Here is a 21,297-nt window from a genome sequence, read left to right as displayed (position 1 = left end):
TCGCTCACTGCTGTTCCTTGCTCCACGGGGTCCGTCACTGCTGTTCCCAGGGCCGGAACGCCCTCAGGTGGTCCGGCGTGACGACGACGTCCAGCCGCTCGTCGTCCTGGTGGCCACCGCCGAGCGCGGCCAGCAGCCGCCGCGCGGGTACGTTGCGGGGGGTGCGCTCCGCCGACAGCCGCACCTTGGCGCAGCCCAGCGCGTCGGCCCGGTCGGCCAGCCACGCCAGCAGGCGTTCCTCGACGCCCCGGCCGAGTGCGCGGCAGCTCATCATCCAGGCGAGGACGTCGAGTTGGCCGCCCTCGGCGCGGACGGCGAGCAGGGCGATCTGGCCGTAGTCGCCGAACCGGTCCCGGGCCGCCGCCGTCCACACCTCGCCGCGCTCCAGCCACCGGGCGAGATCGCCGCCGTCGGACGAGCGGGCCCGCAGGGTGAACTGGTTGGTGCGACGGACGAGTTGCTCGGCGCGCTGCACGTCGTCATCGGCCAGGGCCCGGATGTCGACCGCCAGTTCCAGCTGGGCCAGGAACTCCTCGAACCCGCCCTGTTCGCGTACCGCGTCGCGCTCCCGCTCCTGCTCGTAGAACCGCGCCCGCAGCGCGTCCTCGGCGGTCGCCGCGGCCGGGACCAGTGGCCACAATCGGCCCAGGAAGTCGTCGAGTTCGCCGGCCGGCGGGCAGGTCACGGACAGCACCCGCGGCAGTGCCGCCCGCATCTTGGCGATCTCGGCCGGGTTGTCGTCCAGGAACAGGAAGCTGTCCACGCCGAGGTTGAGCGTGCGCGCGGCGTCGGCGATCCGGGCCGGCTTCGGTCCCCAGGCGGCGGAGAGCACGCTGAAGTGCTCGGCCTTCAGCAGGCTGTCGGGGCGGTCCAGGACGGCCCGGACCGTGGCCTCGTCGTTGTTGCTGACCAGCGCCAGCAGGGCGCCCGCCGCCCGCCACTGGAGCAGCCTGCGCGCCAGCAGGGCACGCGGTCCGGTGAGGTCCGCCGCCTCCGGGCCGATCTCCCCGGCGACGCCGCCCCACAGGGTCTCGTCACCGTCGACGGCGATGACCTTGGGCGCAGGGCGCAGCACGGCCCGTACGACCTCGGCGAGGCGCAGCGCGACGGCCGCCTGGAACTGCGGGGTGAAGGGCAGGTGGGCCAGCCGCTCGGTGCGCGCGTCGAAGCATTCGTCGACGGGGTGGTGGCGGGTCCATTCGTCGGGGCCGAGGACCGCGATGCCGGGCAGGTCGGCCAGGTCGGCGGCGATCCCGCGCTCCCATTCGACGAAGCGTTCCGCTTCGCGGGCGGTGGGCAGGAAGCCGACGACGAGCGGCTTGCGGGTGCGTTCGGCCAGGGCCTTCAGCGCGGCCGGGTACGCGGTGCGCAACTCGGCGAGGAGCGTGTCGTCCACCGGGCCGAACCGTTCCAGGTCCGCGGCCCGCAGCAGCAGCACGCCCACCGTGGTATCCGGGTCGGCGAGGACACCGGACGGGTCCTGGAGGCTCGCCAGGACCTGGTGGTACGGGGCCTCCGCGACGGTGACGCCGTCCTCCTCCAGTGCCGCCCCGCACATCAGCGGGAGGTTGCCGAGGGCGAAGGTGGCGGCGAGGGCGAGGGACGGCCGCCGTACCGCGACGGACCCTTGCTCACGAGCCACGACCGCGGTCGCGTCGCCCTCCTTGGGCACGGTCGCGGTCGCACCGCCCTCCCGCACGACCGCCGTCGCGTCCCGCGCCGTCTCCTCCAGCAGCCGCACGAACTCCTCCCCCAGCGCGGCGGCAGTCGCCGCATCCAGGATGTCCAGGTTGTGGTCGAGCCGGACCGTGCCCGCGTCCGGGATCATGGTGATCATCAGGTCGAGGTCGGTGTATCCGATCCCGGCGGGCAGCACCTCCAGCCGGTTCAGCCGGCCGGAGAAGCGGACGAAGTTGAAGTACACCTCCACGAGCGGCGCGTTCGCCCGGTGCAGCCCCTGCTTGGCCAGCGTGGCCAGGACGTCCGAGAACATGGCGCCCTTCGCCAGGACCTTCTCCAGCCGGCCGTCGGTCCGGCGCAGCACCTCCTCGACCGTCTCGCCCTCGGCGGCCTGCGCCGGGAACGGCACGGGCACGCCGTAGAAGCCCACGGCACCGAACGCGTCGGCGTGGATGCGGGTGTCGACGGGCACGGCGAGCACGAACCGCTCGCGCTCCCGCTTCCGGGCCAGCAGCACGGTCAGCGTGCCGAGGCAGAAGGCGGCCGGGGTGACGGCCAGACCGCTCGCGGCCGCCGAGACGCGCTCCATGAGTGAGTCGGGGAGGGAGACGGTCACGCTGCCGGCCCGGTACGAGCGGGCCTCGGGCCGGTCATGGGTGAGCGTCAGGTCCAGCCGCTCGCTGCCGCGGAAGGCCTCGCGCCACTCGGCGCCGGCCCCCTCGCCGCCTTCCTGGGCCTCGATCAGCAGGTCGATGTCCCGGTTGGTGACGGTGCCGCCGAGCGGGGTGCCGGACAGTTCGGCGTCGATCTCCCCGGCCACGAGCAGCAGCGACTGCAGATCGCTGACCGCGTGGTGCGCGCCGAAGACCAGGATCTGGCCGCCGGTGCCGCCGTCGAGCAGTTCGAAGCGCCACAGTGACGGGCTCGCCAGGTCGAACGGCGGCTCCAGCAGCCGGCGCAGCCGGTCGGCCGGGTCGGCGTCCGGGTCGGCGGTCCAGCGCAGCAGCGGCTGCGTCAACTCCCGGTCGACGCGCAGTTGTCGCCCGCCCTCGGGCCCGGTGACGATCGCGGTGCGCAGGGCGGCGTGCCGTGCGGCGAGCCGGTCGACGATGTCCGTGAGGGTCTCGCGCGTGGCGGGTGCGGTGAGGCGTACGGCGAGGCCGACGCCGTGGGCCGCGTCGGGCATGCCCGGCCGGGCGCTGCGCAGGAGTCGTACGACGTCCCGGGTGGCGGGCCGCAGTTCGGTCTCGGGTATGTCCGCCGCCCGCTGCGCCTTCTCCTCGCGCGCTGCCGTCTCCCGCTCGGGCAGGGCCGCGCCCAGGGCGCGGGCGAGGCCGCGGATGTCGGCGGCGGAGAACACGTCGGCGGCGGGGAGTTCGACCCCGAGTTCGCGGGCGAAGGCGTTGCGCAGCCGGACCAGCATCAGGGAGTCCAGGCCCAGTTCCTTCAGGGCCGTGGTGGCGAACACGTCCACGGCACCGCCGGAGACCTCGCCGACCCGGGCCCGTACGTACGCCTCCAGCCACTCGGCGCGGTCGTGCTCGGTGGTGGCGGCGAACACCTTCCTGACGAGGTCGTCGGTGTCGGCGCCGCCCGTCGGGAGGGTGATCAGGTCGCCCAGGATCGGGCGGCTGCGCACCGCGTCGGGGTCGAGCCCGAGCAGTTCCCAGTCGAGGGCGATGGGCGCGAGCTGACGGCGCCCGGTGTTCAGCACCCGCTCGAACAGTTCGCCGCCGTCCTGCGGGGAGAAGGCGATCAGTCCGGAGCGGCTGGTCTCGGCGGCCCGGGTGCCGGACTCGGCGACCATGCCGACGCCGGCCCAGGCGCCCCAGCCCAGGCTCAGCGCCCGCCGGTCGGCGTGGGCGAGGTGATGCGCCCAGGCGTCGAGGAAGGCGTTGGCGGCGGAGTACGGGCTCTGACCGGCCGAGCCGAGGAGTCCCGCCGCCGAGGCGAACAGCACAAGGCTTCGGGCTTCCGGGATCAGCTCGGTGAGCAGGGCGGTGCCCAGCACCTTGGGGGCGAGGACGCGCAGGACGCGCTCGTCGGTCAGGTTGGCCACGGTGGCGTCGTCGAGGACACCGGCCGCGTGCACGACCATGGTGATCGGGCCCGCTTCATGGCGTACGGCGTCCAGGGCGGCCGCGAGGCCTGCACGGTCGGCGACGTCGGCGCGGGGCAGGTGCACGGTGACACCGCGCTCCTGAAGGCCCCGGATCCAGGCGGCGGTGTCGGCGTCGGGCGTTCCCCGGCTCATCAGGGCGAGCCGTCGGGCGCCGCGCCGGACCAGCCGTTCGGCGACGACCCGGCCGAGGCCGCCCAGACCGCCGGTGATCAGGTGCACGCCGTCGGTGCCGGCGTCACCGGCGTCGTCCGGGCGGGTGCGGGCCAGGCGCGGCACCAGGCGGCCCGATTCGCGCAGCGCGACCAGCCGTTCGTCGTCCGCGTGCCACAGCTGCGTCCACAGTTCCCCGGCGCCGCCCGTGGGCGGCAGGTCGACGAGCGTGGTCGCCAGCTCGGGGTACTCCTGCGCCACGGCCAGTCCGAAGCCCCAGGCCAGCGCCTGCTGGGGGTGCGTCACCCGGCCGCTGTCACCGGCGGCCTGGCTGCCGCGGACGACCACGAACAGGCGGGGCGTGCGGCCCCTAGGCCGGTCGGCGAGCGTCCGCACCAGATGCAGGGTGCTCAGGCAGCACAGGCGGGCCGCCTCCTCGGCGGTGTGTGCGTCGCCGATCGCCGGGGCGTCGAGCGCGGAGAGCTGGACCACTCGCCCGGGCGGCCCGTCCGGGTAGGCCTCGTCCAGCAGACGGGCCAGCTGGGCCGGATCGGCCGGGTCGAGCACATAGCGTCCGGGCCCTTCGACGCCGAACGCCTCTCCCCTGCGGGCGATGACGTGCGGCACCAGATCGCCGAGCCGGCCGGCGAGTTCCTCGGCCATGCCGGTCCCGTCGGCGAGGATCAGCCAGCTGCCGCCGTCGGGCGTCTCCTGAGCCTCGGGGCGGGGCTGCCAGCGGGTCTCGAAGAGCGCGCCGTCCAGCGGCGAGAGCGCGGCGAGCCGGAACTCCGTGGCTTCCAGGACGAGTTGGTCGTCCTCGTCCCACAGCCGCAGGTCGAGCGTCGCGGTGTCGCCGTCCAGGCCGCGCAGGGCACAGGTCACCCAGGCCGGTGTGGTGCGCAGCCCGGTGAAGCGCAGCCGTCCGACCCCGGCGGGCACGAACGCCCGTCCCTGCGGGGCGTTCTTGGGGAGCGCGGCCGAGTGGAAGGCGGCGTCGAGGACGGCGGGGTGCAGCAGATGACCGGCGGCGGGCCTGGCGGCGAGCCGGCCGACCGCGGCGGCATCGCTGCGGTGGCCCTCCTCCAGGCCGCGGAAGAAGGGGCCGTACTCGATGCCGAGGGCGGCGAGCCCGGCGTACACGGCCGGTACGTCGACGCGCTCCGCACACCGCTCGCGCAGCGCGGCCAGGTCCTCGCCCCGGTCCGGCTCCGGCCCGGCGTCGGCAACGGCGATCCGGCCGGTGACATGCCGTTCCCAGCGCTCGCCGGTCGCGGCGGAGGCGACGGTGAAGTCCCGGAAGCCGTTCTCGGCGGGCCGCAGCACGAGTTGGAGCCGTACGGGCCGTTCCTCGTCCAGGCGCAGCGGCTGGACGAACGCGACGTCGGCCAGCCGCACTTCGCCGCCCTCGGTCACCGCGGTCGCGGCTTCGAGCGCCATGTCGAGGAAGGCCGCACCGGGCAGCCACACCTCACCGGTGACGCGGTGGTCGGTCAGATAGGCGAAACGGGAGTCGCGCAGGTCGATCTCGCTCTGGAAGATGTCCTTGTCCGGCTCGTCGCTGGCCTCGACGTGGGTGCCGAGCAGCGGCGAACCCCCGGCCGCGCCGCCGGTCCGGACCGGGGCGAGCCAGTGCCGTTCGCGGGCGAAGGCGTAGGTGGGCAGGTCCGCCCTGCGGCCCTCGGGGAACAGCGCGGTCCAGTCGGGCGTGTGCCCGGCCGTGTACAACTCGCCCACCCTGCCGAGCAGTACGTCCCGGCCGTCGCGCTGCCTGCGCAGCGAACCGACGCCGACCGCGTCGATCCCGGCCTCGGCCGCGACCGCCTCGACGGACGAGGTGAGCGACGGGTGCGGGCTGAGCTCCACGAAGTAGCGGTAGCCGTCGTCGAGCATCCGCCGGACGGTGTCCGCGAAGCGGACGGGCTGCCGGAGGTTGGCGAACCAGTAGGCGGCGTCCAGCCCGTCCCCGGGCACCGGTTCGGCCAGCACCGACGAGTAGAACGGGGTGGGCGTGCCCGTGCCGCGCACGGCGGAGAAGCGGTCGAGCAGCTCGTCGCGGAGCGGCTCCATCAGCGGGGTGTGCGAGGCGAACGGCGTCGACAGGACGCGCGCGGGGATCTCCCGCTCCTCCAGGCTCCGGCGCAGCTCGGCCAGTGCGTCGGCGTCGCCCGAAACGGCCGTGCTCCGGGCGCTGTTGAGGGCCGCGACGAACAGCCGGTCGGCATACGGTTCGAGCAGCTCCTCGATGTCCGCGCAGGGCAGTTCCACGGCCAGCATGCCGCCCTGTCCGACCAGGGGTACGACCGCCTGGGCACGCCCGGTCACCACGGCCACGGCCTCGTCCAGTGTCAGGGCGCCCGCGGTGTAGGCGGCGGCGATCTCGCCCAGGCTGTGTCCGACGACCGCGTCCGGTGTGACGCCGAGCTCGCGCCAGGCGGCGGCCAGGGCCGCGTTGACCGCGAAGAGGACCGGCTGGAGGTATTCCGTGCGGTCGAGCGGGGAGAACTCCTCGGGTGCGCGCAGCACATTGAGCACGGACCAGCCGACCTGCCGGTGGACGGCCTCGTCGATACGGGTCAGCTCCTCGCGGAACGCCGCCGAATGGGCCAGCAGCTCCATGCCCATGCCGGTCCACTGGCCGCCGTGCCCGGCGAACACGAAGGCCACCTTGCCGGTCTGCTCCTCGCGGGGCGGTGTCAGGGGCCTGCGCCCGCTGCTCAACGCCTTGAGGGAGGAGAGCAGTTCTTCGCGGTCGCCCGCGACGACGGTCGTGCGCCATTCGAAGTGGCTGCGGTGACGGGCCAGGGTGTGGGCGACGTCCGGCAGCGAGGTGTCGTCGGTGACGTACTGGGCCAGCCGCGCGGCCTGTCCGCGCAGCGCGGTCTCGCCGCGTCCGGACAGCACGAACAGCCGCTTCTCCGGCGGTGTTTCACGAGGGGCCTCGATCTCGACGGACGAGGCCTCGGCTCCGACGTGCGGGGCCTCCTCGACGATGACATGGGCGTTGGTGCCGCTGATGCCGAAGGCGCTGATCCCGGCGCGCCTGACCCGCTCCCCGGTCGACGGCCAGTCCACGGCCTCCTGGAGGAGCCGCAGCCCGCTGCCGTCCCACTCGACGTGCCGGCTGGGCGTGTCGGCGTGCAGGGTGCGCGGCAGGGTCCGGTGGCGCAGCGACTGGACCACCTTGATCAGCCCGGCCACGCCCGAAGCCGCCTGCACATGACCGATGTTGGACTTGAGGGAGCCCAGGTACAGCGGGCGGTCCTGGGGGCGGGAGTCGGCGAAGACCTCGGCCAGCGCGTTGGCCTCGATCGGGTCGCCGAGCGTCGTTCCGGTTCCGTGGGCCTCCACGTAGTCGATGTCGGCGGGTTCCAGTCCGGACACTTCCAGCGCCCGCCGGATCACCTGCTCCTGCGCGGGGCCGTTGGGCGCGGACAGGCCCTGGCTGCGGCCGTCCTGGTTGACGGCCGTGCCGCGCAGCACGGCCAGTACCTCGTCCCCGTCGCGCCGGGCGTCGCTCAGCCGCTTCAGTACGAGCATGCCGACGCCCTCGGCCCAGATCGCGCCGTCCGCGTCGTCGGAGAAGGAGCGGCAGCGGCCGGTCGGGGAGAGTCCGCGCAGCCGGCTGAACTCCACGAAGGTCTGGGGTGTGACCATCAGGGTCACTCCGCCGGCCAGCGCGAGATCGCACTCTCCGCTCCGCAGCGCCTGCGTCGCGAGGTGGGTGGCCACCAGGGAGGAGGAGCAGGCGGTGTCGACGGTCATCGCCGGGCCGTGCAGACCGAGGGCGTAGGCGAGCCGGCCCGAGGCCACGCTCAGCGCGGACCCGGTGCCGACGTAGCCGTCCAGCTGGTCGAGCCGGGAGCCGGACAGATAGTCGCTGCCGAACATGCCGACGTACACACCGGTGGTGCTGCCCGCCAGTTCGGCGGGCACGATCCCGGCGCGCTCCAGCGCCTCCCAGGACGTCTCCAGGAGCAGCCGCTGCTGCGGGTCCATGGCGGCGGCCTCCTTCGGGGTGATGCCGAAGAAGCCCGGGTCGAAGGACTCGATGTCGTCCAGGAAGCCGCCCTCGCGGGCGTATGTCTTGCCGAGGGCGTCCGGATCGGGGTCGTACAGCGACTCCACGTCCCAGCGCCCCGCCGGGAACGGGCCGACCGCGTCGCGGCCGTCCGCGACCAGGCGCCACAGCCCCTCCGGGTCGCTCACCTGGCCGGGCAGCCGGCAGGCCATGGAGACCACGGCGATCGGCTCGTCCGTCGCCGGGGTGCCGAGGCGTGCCGGGGCGGAGGCGGTGCGCCGGGCGGCACGGTCGCCGTCCGTGACGAGGACGTGGGACAGCAGATGGGCGGCCAGCCGGTCCGCGGTGGGGTGGTCGAACAGCAGGGTCGCGGGGAGCCGGGCGCCGATGCGGTTGCCGATGCGGTTGCGGAGTTCGACCGCGGTCACCGAGTCCATGCCGAGGTCGCGTAGCGGCTGGTCGGGGCGGACGGACTCGGCCGAGCGCAGGCCGAGGGCGCGGGAGACCTCGTCGCGGACCAGGGCCAGGACGCGTTCGGCGCGTTCCGGCTCCGGCAGCCGGGCCAGGCGGTCGGCCAGGCCGTCACCGGTGTGCTGGGCGGTGCGGGGCGCGGGCAGCAGCGAGCGCCACAGCGCGGCCCCGTCGGCGTGCTCGCGCAGCCGGGGCAGGTCCAGGACCCAGGCGACCAGGTGCGGCGCGTTCCGCCGCAGGGACAGCTCGACCAGGTCGCGGCCCTGGTCGGGGGTGAGGGCGCGGTGACCGAGACGCGCCATCCGGTCCAGGTCGGCGTGTGCGGCGGCCAGACCCTCGCCCGCCCACGCGCCGAACGAGACGGAAACGCCGGGCAGGCCCAAAGCGCGCCGGTGGTGGGCGAGTTGGTCCAGGAAGACGTTGGCCGCCGCGTAGTTGCCCTGGCCCGGGTTGCCGACGACACCGGCGGCCGAGGAGACCAGGAGGAACAGGTCGAGGGGCGCGTCCGCGGTGAGCCGGTGCAGATGGGCGGCGCCGTCGGCCTTCGGGCCGAGCACCCGTGCGAGCCGCTCGGGGGTCAGCTCGGCGACCACGCCGTCGTCCAGGACACCCGCGCAGTGCACGACGCCCCGCAGCGGCGAGTCCTCACCGATCCCGGCGAGTACGTCCGCCACGGCCGCCGCGTCCGCCACGTCGCACGCCGCCACCTCGACCTCGGTGCCCAGCGCGGCCAGTTCGGAGGTGACCTCGGCGGCACGGGGATCGTCAGGACCCTGACGAGAGGTCAGGAGCAGTCGGGGAACGCCATGTTCGGCGAGGAGGCGGGCGATGTGCCGGCCGACGGCCCCGAGACCGCCGGTGATCAGGACGGTGCCGTCGGTGGGGACGGAGGCGGGGGTGCCGGCCAGGTCCAGGACCACGGGGCGGTCGGCCACGGCCCGGTGGCGGATCGCCTCGCGGGCGTCCGTCACATGGAGGACACGCGGGTGATCGACTGCCGCCACCGCGGCGGTGAACGGTACTTCGTCCGCGACCACCGTGATCCGCGACGCGTCGGTGACCGCCTCGGAGCCCGGCGCGGTGCCTGCCGGGGCGACCACCCGCAGGCCGGGAAGGAGTCCCTCGACGTCGGCCGCGACCTCGGTGAGCACACCGGCGCACACGAAGGACGCCGCTCCGGGGGCCGGGAGCGCGAGGGCGTGCACCTGGATCCGCACCTGGCCGCGCCCCAGCGGCAGAGGCTCGGCGGCGCGCAGGACCGGATCGTCGGCGAGGACCAGCTCGTAGTGGTCCCCCGGCGGCACGCGCAAGGTGTCCGCGGGGCGGGCGCGCACCAGCCTCGGAACGAGCAACGTGTCCCCGCGGAGGGCGAGTTCGGGCTCGTCGGGGCGAGCCCCGGCGGCGAGCAGAGCAGCTGCCAGGTCCGCGTGGCCGAGATCGCCGAGGTAGCCGAGATCGCCGCGGCCGTCGCGGTCGTCAATGTCTTCGAGGTCTTCGAGGTCTTCGAGGTCGAGCAGGGTCAGCCCGAGGTCCGGGTGCTCGGCGCGGGCGCTGCGCGCCAGGCCCCACAGCACCGACTGGGCGAAGCCGGTCACCCGGTCGCCGTCGGCGGCGGCGACCGCGCCGCGGGTCACCCAGACGGTCCGGGACGGGGCCTCCTCCCCGGGCAGCGCGATCCGAGCGTGCAGCTCCTCCAGCGCCGCGGCGGCCAACTCCTGTGCCACGGCCGCCGGTTCGGCGCCGCTCGCCGGACGCGGCCAGATGCGTACGACGACGTCGGCGCCCGTGTCGCGCACCTCGGCCCCCGCGGCGCCGAGGCCCTGCCGGGCGGCCACGACCTGTGGGTCGGACCGGTCGCCGACGACCGCCCACGAGGTGCCCGGTGCTGCGGCGGGCTCCTCGGGCAGGGTCGTCCACGCGACCTCGTACAGGTGCCGCCCGTTCTCCGAGCCGCCGCCCAGGTCGGCCGGGTCGGCGGCGCGCAGCCGTACGGTCTCCAGGCGGCCGGCCGGAAGGCCGTCGGCGTCCCACAGCGTCACGTCCAGCGTGAGGTCCGTGGCCGAGCCGCCCGTGCGCCGTACGGACGCGGTCAGGTCGCCGGCGCCGCCGGGCGGCAGCACACAGCGGCCCACGGCGACCGGGAGGAACACCCGCCCGCCGTTCATGTCGAAGGCCGCGGCGACCTGGAGTGCGGCGTCCAGCAGCGCCGGGTGGACCGGGTAGGGGTCGGCCACGTCACGGGCTGCGGACGGCAGTGCAAGGCGCGCCAGCAGTGCGCCGTCGTCGGTCGCGACCACCGACCGCACGCCCTGGAAGGCGGGACCGTAGCCGAGCCCGCGCGCGCCCAGCCGCTCGTAGGTCTCCGGGGTCCAGACCTCCTCGGCCGTCTGAGGCCACACCGGCGGCTGCCCGGCCGCCACGGGGGCGGACTCAGCCGCGGACGCGGTGGCGTGCAGGGTCCACCCGGTGGCGTCCCGGCCGCGCGGGCGGCTGTGCACGGTGATCTCCGGTACAGGACCGGCGGTGACCACCTCGACGGACACCTCGACGGTGTGGGAGTCCGGCAGCACCAGCGGGCTGAGCAGGAGCAGTCCGGTGACGTCGGCCGGGGTGTCCGGGCGGGCCACGGCGAGGGCCGCGCGGCACAGCTCGGCCAGGGTCGTGCCGGAGACCACGGTCCGACCGAACACGGCGTGGTCGGGCAGCCAGTCGGCGGTGGCCGGGGACCACTCGTTGCGGAAGGTCCAGCGGGTCTCGTCGGCCGACTGGAGCTGGATGCCGAGCAACGGGTGCGCGGCGCGGTCGAACAGACCGGGCCCGCCCGTGCCGGACTCGGGCTCGGTCCAGTGGCGCTGCGGATCCCAGGCGTACGTCGGCAGGTCCACGGGCGCCGTGCCGGGGACCAGGCGGCGCCAGTCGATCCGCCGTCCGTGGACGTGGAGTTCGGCGGCGGCCCGGTCCAGGCACGCGCGGGCGTCCTCGTCGCGGCGCAGCGAGCCGACGGCGAGCAGGTCGTGGCCGTGGTCCTCACCGACGGTGCGCACGGCCGTGAGCAGGGAGGGGTGCGGGCTGAGCTCGACGAAGTGGCGGTAGCCGTCGGCGGCCATGCGCTCCACGGTGGGGGCGAAGCGCACGGTCTCCCGGAGGTTGGTGTACCAGTAGTCGGCTTCCAGCTCCTCGGTGACGGGCTCGCCGGTGACGGTGGAGTACCAGGCGACGGACGTCGGGCTGCTGATGACGCCGTCGAGTTCGTCGAGGATCGTCGCGCGGACCGGTTCGACCTGGGCGCTGTGGGAGGCGTAGTCGACCTCCAGGCGGCGGACGAAGACCTGCTCCGCTTCGAGGTCGGCGAGGAAGGCTTCCAGGGGGGCCACGTCGCCGGCGATCACCGTGGACCGGCCGCTGTTGACGGCCGCGACGCTCACTCCGTCGGGGAGCCGCGTCTTGACCTCGGTGTGGGGCAGGGCCACGACGGCCATGGTGCCGGTGCCGGACAGCTCGGTCAGGGCCTGGCTGCGCAGGGCGACCACGGCGGCCGCGTCGTTGAGGCTGAGCGCCCCCGCGACACAGGCCGCGGCGACCTCGCCCTGGCTGTGCCCGATCACGGCGTCGGGCCGGATGCCCCGGGCCCGCCACACGGCGGCCAGCGACACCATCACGGCGAACAGCACCGGCTGGACCACGTCCACCCGGTCCAGGGACGGGGCGCCCGCCTCACCGCGCAGCACCGAGGTCACCGACCACTCGGTGAACGGGCGCAGGGCGGCGTCGCAGCGGTCGAGTTCGTCGGCGAACACCGGGTCCGTGTCGAGCAGGTCGCGGGCCATGCCGCTCCACTGGGCGCCCTGGCCGGGGAAGACGAAGGCCACCTTGCCCACGGGCCGGGTCCGCTCGGGGCCGACGGTCAGGTCGGGGTCGGGCTGTCCTTCGGCGAGTGAGCGCAGGGCGGTGAGCAACTCGTCGCGGTGGCCCGCCCGGACGACGGCTCGGTGGTCGAAGTGGGTGCGGTGGTGGGTGAGCGTCGCCGCCACGGCGGGCAGGTGCAGCTGCGGCCGGGCCTCCAGTGCTTCGAGGAGGCGGGCGGCCTGTCCTCGCAGGGCGGGAAGACCGCGGGCGGAGAGCGGGAAGAGTCCGGTGGCGTGCGGTTCGCCGTCGAGGGGGCTCGCGCCGGACCCGTTGCCGTGCGGTTCGCCGGCCAGGGGGCTCGCGCCGGACCCGGTGTGGTCCCGGGCCGGCTCCTCGGGCGCCTCCTCCAGCACCACATGGGCGTTGGTGCCGCTGATGCCGAAGGCGCTCACCCCGGCCCGGCGTGCCCGGCCCGGCTCGCGCGGCCATGCCTCGGCGTCGCCGAGGACACGCAGGCCGCTGTCCGTCCAGTCGATGTGCTCGGTGAGGGTCTCGGCGTGCAGCGAGGCCGGAATGCGTTCGTGGCCGAGGGCCAGCACCGTCTTGATGACGCCGCCGATGCCCGCCGCCGCCTGGGTGTGGCCGATGTTGGACTTGAGGGAACCGACGCCGAGCGGCCGGTCGGCGGGGCGGCCCGGCCCGAACACATTGGCCAGCGCCCGGCCCTCGATCGGGTCGCCCAGCCGGGTGCCCGTGCCGTGCGCCTCCACGTAGTCCAGGTCGTGCGGGGTCAGTCCGGCGGTGTCCAGCGCGGCGCGCAGCACCCGCTCCTGGGCGGGTCCGTTGGGCGCGCTCAGGCCCTGGCTGCGGCCGTCCTGGTTGATCGCCGAGCCCTTGACGACGGCCAGCACGCGGTCGCCGTCCCGGTGTGCGTCCGCGAGCCGCTTGAGCAGGACCAGCCCGCAGCCCTCGCCCCACACCACCCCGTCGGCGTCGGCCGAGAACGGGCTGCACCGCCCGGACGGCGACAGCCCGCGCAGCCTGCTGAACTCGACGTGCCCGCGCGGCGTGACCAGGAGCGTCGCGCCACCGGCGAGCGCCAGGTCGCACTCGCCGCTCGCCAGCGCCCGCGCCGCCAGGTGCAGCGCGACGAGGGAGGACGAGCAGGCGGTGTCGACGGTCACCGCGGGGCCCTGGAGGCCGAGGGTGTAGGCGATGCGCCCGGAGGCCACGCTGGCCGCCGAGCCGGTGCCGACGTGTCCGTCGAGCTGGCCGAGCGAGGCGGCGGCCAGATAGCCGCTGTCGTACAGGCCGACGTAGACGCCGGTGGAGCTGCCGTTCAGCGTGTCCGGGACGATGCCGGCGCGCTCCAGTGTCTCCCAGGCGGTCTGCAGCAGCAGGCGCTGCTGCGGGTCCATGGCCGCGGCCTCGCGCGGGGAGATCCCGAAGAACGGCGCGTCGAAGCGGTCGATGGCGTCCAGGAATCCGCCGCGCAGGGTGTAGGCCTTTCCGCCGGCCTCCGGGTCGGGGTCGTAGAGCCCGCGGGTGTCCCAACGGCCCGCGGGGACTTCGGAGATGGCGTCCTCGCCCGCGGTCAGCAGCCGCCACAGCGCCTCGGGGTCCTCGGCACCGCCGGGGAAGCGGCAGGCCATGGAGATGATGGCCACGTCGTCGTCCGGATGCGTGGTGGCCCGGGCCGGCTCCGGGTGTGTCGACGTGCGTGCGCCGAAGGGTGGTTCCTGTGGTTCGAGGACGGCCTGGGCGATCGCGGAGATCGTGGGGTGGTTGAAGACCAGGGCCGGTTCCAGGGGCCGGCCGATCCGCTGGGAGAGCTCGGCGGCAAGGGTCACCAACTGGCGTGAGCCGATGCCGAATTCGGCGATGGGCCGGTCCGGGTCGACGGCCGGCGGGTCGATCCCGGCCGCCTCGGCGACGGCCGACGCCAGCCAGGCCCGTACGCCCTCGGAGGTCGTCGGGGACGGCTCGGGGGACTGCTTCGGGGACTCGTTCGCAGGCATCTGGGCAGGTGTCCTCGTGAACTCGGGCTCAGGCGGATGCCGTTCGGCCGCGCGCGCTACGGCGCGGGCGACGGCATGGGGGCAGGGCTGACCGTCGTACGAGGGACGTACGACGGTCAGCGGTCGGCGGCGGTCATCGGCGACCGGCCGTGCGGCCGGCGCGAACGGGCGCGCCGGCGGTGGGCGGTGTCACACCGCGGAGGGCTCGCCGATCACGGCGAGGGTGCCGTCCAGATGGGCCGCGCGGGTGGCGCGGCGCTGGATCTTCCCGCTGGACGTCTTGGGGATGGTGCCGGGCTGGACCAGCACGACGTCAGGCACCGACAGGCCGTGGGCCTCGCCGATCGCGCTGCGGATCAGGTCGATGACCTTCTCGGCCTCGCCGACCGCGTCCGGGGTCAACTCGGCGACGACGACGGCCTGTTCGCCCTCCGTCCCGGAGTCCACGGAGAACGCGGCGGTGCAGCCCGGCCGCAGCGCCGGGTGGGACAGCTCGGCGGACAGCTCCAGGTCCTGCGGGTAGTGGTTGCGGCCGTCGATGACGATCAGGTCCTTGAGGCGGCCGGTGACGAACAGTTCGCCGTCGCGCAGGAAGCCGAGGTCACCGGTGCGCAGGAAGCGGCGCTCTTCGCCGGTGAGGACGTCGGGGAGTGTGGCTCGGAACGTCTCACGGGTGGCGAGGGCGTTGCGCCAGTAGCCCTTGGCGACGCTCGCGCCGCCGACCCAGATCTCGCCGACCTCTGACTCGGGCAGTTCCTCCCGGCGTTCGGGGTCGGCGATCACCACGGTCACACCGGGGCCGGGACGTCCGCAGCCCACGGCCGCGGCGTCCGCCTCACCGGCGTGCGGCCCGTTCCCGGCGGGTTCGAGCAGCGTGGGCGGGGTGTCGACGGAGCCGCCGGTGACCATGAGGGTGGCCTCGGCCAGGCCGTAGCAGGGGTAGAAGGCCTCGCGGCGGAAGCCGGCCTCGCCGAAGGTCTCGGCGAAGCGCCGCAGGGTGGCCGCGCGGACCGGTTCGGCGCCGTTGAAGGCGACCTTCCAGGAGCTGAGGTCGAGGCCGTCGAGCAGGTCCGGGCTAGCGTGCTTGAGGCACAACTCATAGGCGAAGTTGGGGCCGCCGCTGGTGTGCGGGCGGAAGCGGCTGACGGCCTTCAGCCAGCGCGCGGGCTGCTGCAGGAAGTGCAGCGGCGAGAAGAGGGTGGCGGTGGCGCCGAGGTACATCGTGTTCAGGACCGGGCCCATCAGGCCCATGTCGTGGTAGACGGGCAGCCAGCTGACGATCAGTTCGTGGCCGTACTCCGCGAGCATGTCGGGGGTGTGGCCCATCCGCTCGGTGATGACCCGTTCGTTGTCCAGCAGGTTCCCGTGGGTCACGACCACTCCGCGCGGGGCGGAGGTCGAGCCGGAGGTGTACTGGAGGAACGCGACGGAGTCCGCGGTGAGTTCGGGTTCGCGCCAGGCGGCGGCCGCCTCGTCGGGGATGTCCTCGGTGGCGACGCGGGCGATGCCGTCCAGTTCGGGGAGGTGTTCCGCCATGGTGTCCAGGGCGGCGATCACCTCGCGGCCGCCGAGGATGACCTTGGCGTCCGCGTCGGCTATCAGGCGCTTCATACGGGTCAGGGCACGGTGGTTCTGGGCCCGGCCCTGCGGGGGCACGCCCGGTACGGCGGCCACCGCGGCCGAGAGGCAGCCCAGGTAGGCGCAGATGAACTCCAGGCCGGGCGGGTGGAGCAGCATGGCGCGGGACCCGGCGAGTCCACGCTCCTGCAGCCAGGCGGCGATCGCTCGCGACCGGTCGGCGAGGCGCCCGTAGGTGAGCTCCTGCGTCTGTCCGTCGCTGTCGCCCGTGACGAGGTAGCGGTAAGCGGTCCGTTCAGGGTGGGTCGAGGCGTGCGTGGTCAGTAAATCGACCAGGGAACGTGCCATTTTGACGAGTCTCACCTGTCTGAATTGGTGAGCAGGGAACTGACACCCGAGGGACGCGTCTCGCGTAACCGCACAAGCCCTGCCCGACCAGGCCCCCTTGCCAGGTCGTCGGGCTCGGCACCCCCGTCGACGGAGTCGCGGTCGAGCGACTCCAGGTGATCCCCGCTTCGGTTTGCTACCGACGAGTAGCACCCTAGCAACTCTCAGCTGATCGAAATGCCGAACGCGGGTAAATTGCTTGCGTACTCGGGGCCTCGGTGGGCCGACGGTACATGACTGCCAGGTGAACGCGCCCGGCGTGACAACAGGATTAAGCCACCTGACGGATGGCCCGTACGACTCCTTCGGGATCGGGCGTGGACACGGCCAGGCGGTCGAAGGGCGCGGACGGCCGCAGCTCGACGAGCACGACGGGACCGTGCGCGCGCACGGCGACGAAGTCCCGGCCCTCGGCGTGCCGCCACTCGCCCAGACAGAACCGGTCGGGCAGCCACCGGGCGGAGCGCGGCAGCCCGCGCAGCCCGCGCCACCAGTCCGGCTCGACGCTCACCGCACGGACCGCCGTGAGCGGCAGGCGGACCTCGCGGCGCCGGGCCAGCAGGCGCTCGGGCAGGGCGAGGCGGACGACCACGTCCTCCCCGTCGACGACGAGCCGGGCCAGCGCGACCACCTCCTCGGCGCATCTGTGCCCATGACCGACCGGAGATCCGACCGGAAACGCCGTCGATACACCAAATGCCCGATCGGTGAATCGGCCCTATCGTGCTGTTATGGAGCACGCACTCAGTCCCGTGGCCCTCGCAGAGCTGCGGCGTCCGCGCCCGTATCCCGCGGTGTCGGTGCTGACGCCGACGCATCGCCGAGAGCCTTACAACGCCCAGGATCCGGTCCGGCTGCGCAATGTCGTGGCCGAGGCCAAGAAGCAGCTGGAGTCCGATCCCTCGGTCACCCGGGAGCGGCGCGTCGACGTCGTCGAACAGCTCGACCGGGCCCTGTCCGAGGTGGACCTGGCGCACGCCGAGGACGGTCTGGTGATCTTCGCCGCACCCGGTGAGCACCAGGTGTGGTCGCTCGGCCGCACCGTGCCCGAGCGGGTCGTCCTCTCGGACACCTTCCTCACCCGCAACCTCGTCTCCGCGCAGGCCGCCGAGCGGCCGTTCTGGGTGCTCTCGGTCTCCGCGGACCGCGTCACGCTGTGGAACGGCGGAACCGAACGCGTCACCGAGGACCACTCCGGTGGCTTCCCACGGACCAGGACGCGCGAGAACTTCGACGCGGAGCGCCGGGAACAGATCGGCGACACACCGAGCACGTTCCGCGACGAGGACACCCGTCACTTCCTGCGCGACGCGGACACGGCGCTGACGGCCGTGCTGCGCAACGCCCCTCGGCCGCTCTACGTCACCGGCGAGCAGGCGGCCCTGTCCGCGATGGACGAGGTCGGCACGGTGGTCAGGGAAGCCGTGCACGTCCCGCACGGCGGACTGGCGAACGGCACCCCCGACGCGGTGTGGCAGGCCATCCGGCCGATCGTCGCCGCGGAGGCCCGCAGGAACACCGACGCCGTGGCCCGGCAGCTGTCCACCGCCCGGGGACGCAAGGAGTTCGCCGCCGGGGTCGACGAGGTCTGGCAGAACGCCCGCGAGGGCCGCATCCGGCTGCTCGCCGTCGAGGAGAACTACCGCATCACCGTGCGTGACGACGGCGACCATCTGATCCCGGCGGGGAGCGGCGACCTCGACGCCCGCGAGGACATCGTGGACGAGATCGTCGAGCAGTGCCTGGAGACCGGCGCCGACGTCCGCTTCGTACCGGACGGCACCCTGGGCGACGAGGCCGGGATCGCGGGAGTACTGCGCTACTGAGGACGCCTTCGCGGCGGCGTACGCTACGGCGTGATCGTCGGCTGAGAGGGAGTGCGCACGTGGGTGACCTGCTGGGTGTGGCCGTACTGGGTGCCGGCCACATGGGGGCCGATCACATACGACGCCTACAGCACGTGGTGAGCGGAGCCAGGGTCGCCGCGGTCGCCGACCCCGACGCCGCACGCGCCGAGGAGGCGGCCGCGGGACTGGACGGCGCCTCGGTGCACACGGACGCGGTGGCCGCGCTGGACGCGCCCGGCGTGCAGGCCGTCCTGATCGCCTCGCCCGGCCCCGCGCACGAGGAGGCACTGCTCGCGGCGTTCGCACGCGGACTGCCGGTGCTGTGCGAGAAGCCCATGGTGCCGGACTCCACAGGCGCGCTCCGGGTCATGGAGGCGGAGGCAGGGCTCGGACGGCGGCTGGCGCAGATCGGGTTCATGCGCCGCTACGACAGCGAGTACCGGCGTCTCAAGGCCCTGCTGGACGGCGGCAGCCTGGGGCGCCCGCTGATGCTGCACTGCACGCACCGCAATGTCTCCTCCCCGCCCGATTTCACCAGCGCCATGCTGATCAACAGCTCGGTCTCGCACGAGATCGACGCGGCCCGCTGGCTGCTGGGACAGGAGCTGACCGCCGTGACCGTGCTGCGTCCGGCGTCCTCATCGGGCGCCCCCGAGGGCCTTGTCGACCCGCAGTTCGTGCTGTTCGAGACAGAGCAGGGGGCCCTGGTGGACGTCGAGGTCTTCGTCAACTGCGGCTTCGGCTACCAGGTGCGCTGCGAGGCCGTGTGCGAGGCGGGCAGCGCCCGGATCGGCGAGGAGCACACCATGGTCGTGACCGCGCACGGCAGCGCGCGGGAGGAGGTGGCACAGGACTATCTCGTCCGGTTCGCCGACGCCTACGACCGCGAGGTGCAGGCGTGGGTCGACGCCACCCGGCGGGGCAGGGTCACCGGCCCCAGTGTCTGGGACGGGTACGCGGCCTCCGTGGTCGCCGAGGCGGGGGTCCGGGCGCTGGAGAGCGGCCGCCGGGCGGTCGTCGATCTCGCGCCGCGCCCGGACCTTTACGCGTGACTCAGCCGCTGACGCTCGGCGCGCCGGTCTCCAGGTGCCCGGTGAACCGGCGTGACCAGGTCGTGTCGGAGTCGACGGTGACCGTGAAGTCGTACCAGCCCTGCTGGAAGGCGACCGCGTTGAACCAGTCCTCCGTCGACGCGCCCGCGGCGACCGTGTACGTCCAGGGACCGTCACCGCGGTAGTGGTTCGAGGTGATGGTGAACTTCACCGACGAGGAACCCGAGTTGGTCATCCTGAAGTAGACGGCGAGCTTGCCAGTGCCGGGCTCCACGGCGTAGCGCGTCCTCACCTCCGCCGACTTGCCCGCCTTCGTCGCGTCGCCCTGGAAGCGGCGCAGGAAGCGGTTGGGGCCGGCCATGGTGAGGTCGTACTTGCCGCCGCCGTACCCGAGCCCGATGTTGAAGTAGTCGGAGGCGGTGCCGCCGGCGTCGACCGTGTACTGCCAGGGCGTGGTGTCGCGGTAGGCGTTTGGATGGATGGAGAAGTGGGCCGCCCGCGCCGCCGGGGCGCCCTGGTTGGCCATGGTGAACCAGGCGAGGACCTGGCCCATGGACCCGAACTCCAGGCGGTCCAGGTATCCGTTGGGCTGGTAGGGCAGCGCGCGGGCCGGGCGGGTTCCGGGCTCCTGGGCGGGCAGGGCGTTGTTCGTGGGCACCGGGTTGGGCAGCGGGCCGCAGGTGCTGATGCCGATGACGCCGGTCGCGGGCAGGGACACCGGGCCGTGGACCGGGTTGGCGAAGTCGAAGACGCCGGTCAGGTCGCCGCTGACCGAGCGCCGCCAGGCGCTGATGTTGGGGCAGTTCGCGGGCTTTCCCATGGCCGCGGTCCAGGTCTCCAGGAAGCGCAGTACCGAGGTGTGCTCGAAGACCTCCGAGGAGACCCAGCCGCCGCGCGTCCAGGGCGAGACGACGAGCATCGGGACCCGGAAGCCGAAGCCGTACGGCACGCCGTTCAGGAACTCGCCGGCCGTTCCGGCGGGCGGGGCAGGCGGCGGGACATGGTCGAAGAAGCCGTCGTTCTCGTCATAGTTGAGGAACAGGACCGTCGAGTCGAAGACGTCGGAGTCCGCCGCCAGGGCCTGGTAGACGAGGTTCACGAAGTGGGCGCCGTCGCCGGGCGGGGCGTACGGGTGCTCGGAGGAGGCCTGGTCGGGGACCACCCAGGAGACCTGCGGGAGCGTGCCCGCGAGGACGTCGGCCTTGATCGCGGCGGCGATGTCGTCCGGGGTCGAGCCGGTCACCTTCGGCACGGAGGACATGCCCCGGTCGTGGAGCGGGTCGCCGGCCTTGGCGTCGGCGAAGTTCTTGAAGTAGGCGCAGCCGTTGTCCCCGTAGTTGTCCGCCGCGTTCTGGTAGACCTTCCAGGTCACCCCGGCGGCCTGCAGTGCCTCGGCGTAGTTCTGCCAGGTCAGGCCCGACTCGTCGGCGCCGTCGTAGCTGGCGGGGTCGACCTTGCCGCTCCACAGGTAGGTGCGGTTGGGACCGGTGGCGCTGAGGGTGGAGCAGAAGTAGGCGTCGCAGATGGTGTAGTTGTCGGCGAGCGCGTAGTGGAACGGGATGTCGGAGCGGTCCAGATAGCCCAGCGAGCGGACGTTGCCCACGCCCAGGACCCAGTTGTCGAGGCGGCCCTTGTTCCAGGCGGAGTGCTGCGAGGACCAGGAGTGCGGGAGGTCGCCGTTGCACTGGGCGAGGGTCTCGCCGTCCTTGCCGCCCGCGGCCGGGGTCGCGCTGAGCTTCCAGGGGTACTGCCGGCCCAGCCCGTTCGGCTGGTTGAAGACCGAGCGGCCGCCGCTCAGCATGATGCCGCTGCGGTCGTCGAACCCGCGGACACCCTTGAGGCGCCCGAAGTAGTGGTCGAAGCTGCGGTTCTCCTGCATGAGGATCACCACGTGCTGCACGTCCTTGATCGTGCCGGTCGCCGCGCTCTGGGCCGCCGCCGCCGTAGTCGTACCGGCGCCCACCGCCATGCCCGCCGCCACGGAAGCGCCGAGCCCAACGAAGCCTCTTCGGCTGATCGGTGTCATTCGCCCCGTCCTCGTCACAGGGGTGCCCCGGTGGCACACCGCGCGCAAGGGTGCATGGGGTGTTCGTCGAGTTCCATACCCGCGCGGTGAGACGGAGGTGAA

6 protein-coding genes are annotated in these 21,297 nt (G+C 73.6%); 2 read left to right on the top strand and 4 right to left on the bottom strand.

Features of this window, described 5'->3' with window-relative positions; genetic code table 11:
• Positions 1-34: 34 nt before the first annotated feature.
• The 3 genes from AB0I54_RS29175 to AB0I54_RS29165 form a co-directional block, all read right to left on the bottom strand.
• Positions 35-14,305 (bottom strand): SDR family NAD(P)-dependent oxidoreductase, encoded by a 14,271-nt coding sequence (locus AB0I54_RS29175; RefSeq protein WP_363299147.1) that lies wholly within the window; start codon positions 14,303-14,305, stop codon positions 35-37.
• Between the two features lie 189 nt (positions 14,306-14,494).
• A complete protein-coding gene (locus AB0I54_RS29170; RefSeq protein WP_363299146.1) occupies positions 14,495-16,231 on the bottom strand; it encodes a fatty acyl-AMP ligase in 1,737 nt (578 codons plus the stop codon).
• A gap of 310 nt (positions 16,232-16,541) precedes the next feature.
• On the bottom strand, positions 16,542-16,901 hold the full coding sequence (locus tag AB0I54_RS29165) for a hypothetical protein (protein WP_363299145.1): 360 nt from the start codon (positions 16,899-16,901) through the stop codon (positions 16,542-16,544).
• A 100-nt stretch (positions 16,902-17,001) separates the two neighbouring features.
• Here AB0I54_RS29165 and AB0I54_RS29160 point away from each other — a divergent pair, with 100 nt between their 5' ends.
• Together AB0I54_RS29160 and AB0I54_RS29155 are read left to right on the top strand one after the other, a co-directional pair.
• Positions 17,002-18,096: a chemotaxis protein gene (locus AB0I54_RS29160; protein ID WP_363299144.1), complete on the top strand. Its 1,095-nt coding sequence runs from the start codon at positions 17,002-17,004 to the stop codon at positions 18,094-18,096.
• A gap of 59 nt (positions 18,097-18,155) precedes the next feature.
• Complete coding sequence (locus AB0I54_RS29155) at positions 18,156-19,169, top strand: Gfo/Idh/MocA family oxidoreductase (protein WP_363299143.1); 1,014 nt, start codon at positions 18,156-18,158, stop codon at positions 19,167-19,169.
• Between the two features lies 1 nt (position 19,170).
• Here AB0I54_RS29155 and AB0I54_RS29150 read toward each other — a convergent pair whose 3' ends face one another.
• The gene (locus AB0I54_RS29150; protein WP_363299142.1) at positions 19,171-21,195 is read right to left on the bottom strand and encodes a phosphocholine-specific phospholipase C; all 2,025 of its coding nucleotides are present in this window, start codon (positions 21,193-21,195) and stop codon (positions 19,171-19,173) included.
• Between the last annotated feature and the right edge of the window lie 102 nt (positions 21,196-21,297).

Origin of the sequence: Streptomyces sp. NPDC050625, from assembly GCF_040654755.1 — a bacterium.
Classification (GTDB): domain Bacteria; phylum Actinomycetota; class Actinomycetes; order Streptomycetales; family Streptomycetaceae; genus Streptomyces.
This window is presented reverse-complemented; position numbering and strand designations above follow the sequence as displayed.